This window comes from Frankia sp. AiPs1 (assembly GCF_023716945.1).
Taxonomy (GTDB): Bacteria; Actinomycetota; Actinomycetes; order Frankiales; family Frankiaceae; genus Frankia.
This window is the reverse complement of sequence record NZ_JAMQQF010000656.1, coordinates 1-3,124: the sequence shown is the minus strand read 5'-3', so window position 1 is coordinate 3,124 and position 3,124 is coordinate 1. Positions and strand designations below refer to the sequence as shown.

The window sequence follows — 3,124 nt, the reverse complement described above, 5'->3', positions numbered from 1 at the left end:
GACGGCGACCCTGCCGCGCGCGATGGCGGCGGCGGTCGAGCACTCCCCCCGACGTCGGGGCCGGCGGCGACGAGACCGGCGGCGGCGACGAGACCGGCGGCGGCGACGAGACCGGCAATGACAAGGCCGGGGATGACAAGGTCGGCGGTGACAAGGCCGGGGGTGACGAGGCTGGGGATGACGAGGCCGGGGGTACCGCCGCGTGGACGGCCGCCAGCGGCCGCTCGGCGGCGATGCGGACGTCGTCGTCGAGCCGCAGCGGAACACCCGAGCGGGCGATCCACGCCGGGCCGTAGGCGCTGACGGCGGCCCGGGCGAGTTCCAGCGCGAACACCTGCGCGGACTGCGGCCGGTCGGTCGGGTTCTCCGCCAGCGCCCAGGTGACCACCTCGGCCACCGACGCGGGCACCCTGACCGGCCTGCGCGGGTCGCGGGCAGCTCGGTCGCCCAGCGCCCGGCCGACGGACTGGTTCAGATCGCCCGGCGTCACCCCGCTGAGCAGCAGATACAGCACCATTCCGAGCGCGTACAGGTCCGTGGCCATCGTCAGCCGGCCGCCCGCCCGTTGCTCGGGGGCCATGAACAGCGGGGTCCCGATCACCGCACTGGCGTTCCCCGCCCCGCCCCGCACCAGCTTCGCGATGCCGAAGTCCGCCACCTTCGCCATCCCGGCGAGGTCGAACAGCACGTTGTCCGGCTTGATGTCGCGGTGCAGCACGCCCTCGGCGTGCGCGCAGGACAGGGCCCCGGCCACCGCCAGGCCGACGGCGCACGCGGCCGGCTGGCTCAGCGTGGTCCGGCGGCTGGTCAGCGTGCCCCCGGCGAGCATCTCCATGACGATCAGACGTAGGTCGCCGGTCTCCACGTAGTCGTACACCCGGACGATGTGGGCATGGTCGAGGCGGGCGAGGATCCGGGCCTCGGCGGCGAAGTCGGCGGCCGCCCGGTCGTATCCGCCGGCGGTGAGCACCTTGATCGCGACGTCGCGCTGCAGGCGACTATGCCACCCGGCCAGCACGATTCCGAAGCCACCCGCCCCGAGCTGGTCGCCCAGCTCGTAACCGGGCAGGGCCGCACCGATCCGCTTCCGATCGACGATCACGCCGGGCCCGCCCCTCCCGGGACTGCCCCCAAAACCAGCCCAGATCCGTCCATCTCACCCGGCACGATGCGTGATCCTATGGCCTTGCTCCGCATCCACAACAGTGGCTCGACGTCCCCCTTCGCGGACAGGAGCGGGACCACTCGTCGCCAGGACCGACCGCAATATCGGGCTGGTCGCCGCATCACTTGGCACAACCGTCAACAAAGAGCAGGCTGTGGTGCGGGACACGTCGAGTGGACGAGTCGAATGGACGAGGAGAACGCGTTGCGGTTCGTGTACCAGTATCCCGAGACCAATGGCACCGAGGGTGACCTCCTGGACAGCGGTGACGTGGGCGAGCTCGCCACCGCCGCCGAGGCCGCCGGCTTCCACGGGTTCGCCTTCACCGAGCATCCGGTCCCCGGCGCCCGCTGGCTCGCCTCGGGTGGCCACCAGTCGCTCGACCCGTTCGTCGCGCTCAGCGCCGCGGCTGCCGTCACCACCCGGCTGCGGTTGCTGACCTATCTGGCGGTGGTGCCCTACCGCAACCCGTTCCTGCTGGCGAAGTCCGCCGCGACCCTGGACAAGATCTCCCACGGCCGGCTCACCCTCGGTGTCGGCACCGGCTACCAGAAGGCCGAGTTCTTCGCCCTCGGTGTCGACTTCGACGAGCGCAACGAGCTGTTCGACGAGGCCCTCGAGGTGCTGCCGCTGCACTGGAAGGGCGAGCCGTTCAGCTACCAGGGCAAGCACTTCTCAGCGCGTGACGTGATCGCCCGGCCCCGGCCGGTGCAGGACCCCATCCCGATCTGGATCGGTGGCAACTCGAAGCTGACGCTGCGCCGGGTCGCGCAGAAGACGCAGGGCTGGATGCCGCTCGGGGGGCCGGCGGAGCTGTTCACCACCACCAGGACCGCCCAGCTCGCGACCACCGAGGCCATGGCCGCGAAGATCCGCGAGCTGCGTGAGCTGGCCGGCGAGCGAGGCGCGCAGCTCGACATCGCCCCGGCCTACCTCGACGCCACCATCAACCGCCCCGACCACGAGGCCGACCGTCACCGCGAGGCCTTCCAGACCCTCGCCGACGCCGGCGTCACCAACCTGATCATCTCGGCGCCGGGTGGGTCACCGAAGGAGTCACTCGAGTTCATCGAGGCCTTCGGCGCCACCTACCTCTGAGGTACGCCACCCAGCTCTGAGGCCACGTACCTCTGAGGGACGCCCCGTACCTCTGAGGTCCGCCGCCTACCTCTGCGGACGGTTCGCCCGGCCGGCCCCGTCCGGCCGGGCGAATGACCGCACAGGCGCGCACTCGTCAACGACCGGCGCCCGCACAGTGGCTCGCCGGAACCCCGCGTGGATCATCAACGACGCCGGCCGCGACTCGTCAGCCAGGTGCCCGGGGTTCCGCGGAACCGCTCCGGCGCGCCGACGGGCCCACCGCCCCAGGAGATCAGCCGCGATCCCGGCTGTCGCAGCATCTCCTCCGGTGCGGTTCCCGGCCCGACAACCGCCTCGCCCTGCGCCGGCCACCCATCCGGCGAGTGAGAAGGTCATCACCTTATGTCCGCCCTGGGACGGCGGGCCGGTGATCGACGTTGAGGGGTGGGGCTGTGGTGCACGCGGGCGCGTCGGTGCTCGAACGGGACGAGGTCCCAGGGGGAACCGGTCGACCGGCTGCGTTGCGGCGGTGCCGGGGCAGGGAGCCGGGCGCCCCAGCGGAAGCCGAGGTGGGTGAAGCCTCAGCTGCGGGCCGAGCGGGCGAGCAGGCGACGGGTGCGGCGGACCGTCGTCGCCGCCGCCGTCTTCACCGTCGGTCTGGCGGGCTGCGCAGGGGCGGGCGGTGGTGGGGAGCCGAACGGGCGGCCTGCGACCTCGGCCCCGACACCGACACCGACACCGACGCCGACCTCGGCACTGGCACCGGCACCGACGCCGACGCCGACGCCGACGCCGACCAGCCTCGCGGCGTCGGGCGACACCTCCGGCCAGGCAGCGACCGGCGCACCGCAGCCGACGGCGATGGCCGCAACCGCGAGC

At 72.7% G+C, this 3,124-nt stretch carries 2 protein-coding genes and 1 pseudogene; 1 reads left to right on the top strand and 2 read right to left on the bottom strand.

Going from position 1 to position 3,124, the window contains the following annotated elements:
* Positions 1–1,102, bottom strand: a 1,102-nt coding sequence (locus tag ND748_RS28965; RefSeq protein ID WP_251749362.1) for a serine/threonine-protein kinase, incomplete at its 3' end; no start/stop codon positions are given.
* A 249-nt stretch (positions 1,103–1,351) separates the two neighbouring features.
* Between ND748_RS28965 and ND748_RS28960 the strand changes: the two genes are divergently transcribed.
* Positions 1,352–2,263 carry an LLM class F420-dependent oxidoreductase gene (locus tag ND748_RS28960; protein ID WP_251749361.1) on the top strand — a complete coding sequence of 304 codons (912 nt, stop codon included), beginning with the start codon at positions 1,352–1,354 and terminating at the stop codon, positions 2,261–2,263.
* 563 nt (positions 2,264–2,826) lie between these two features.
* Here the strand turns inward: ND748_RS28960 and ND748_RS28955 are convergent.
* Positions 2,827–3,124 (bottom strand): annotated as a pseudogene (locus ND748_RS28955) (hypothetical protein); the annotation flags it as partial.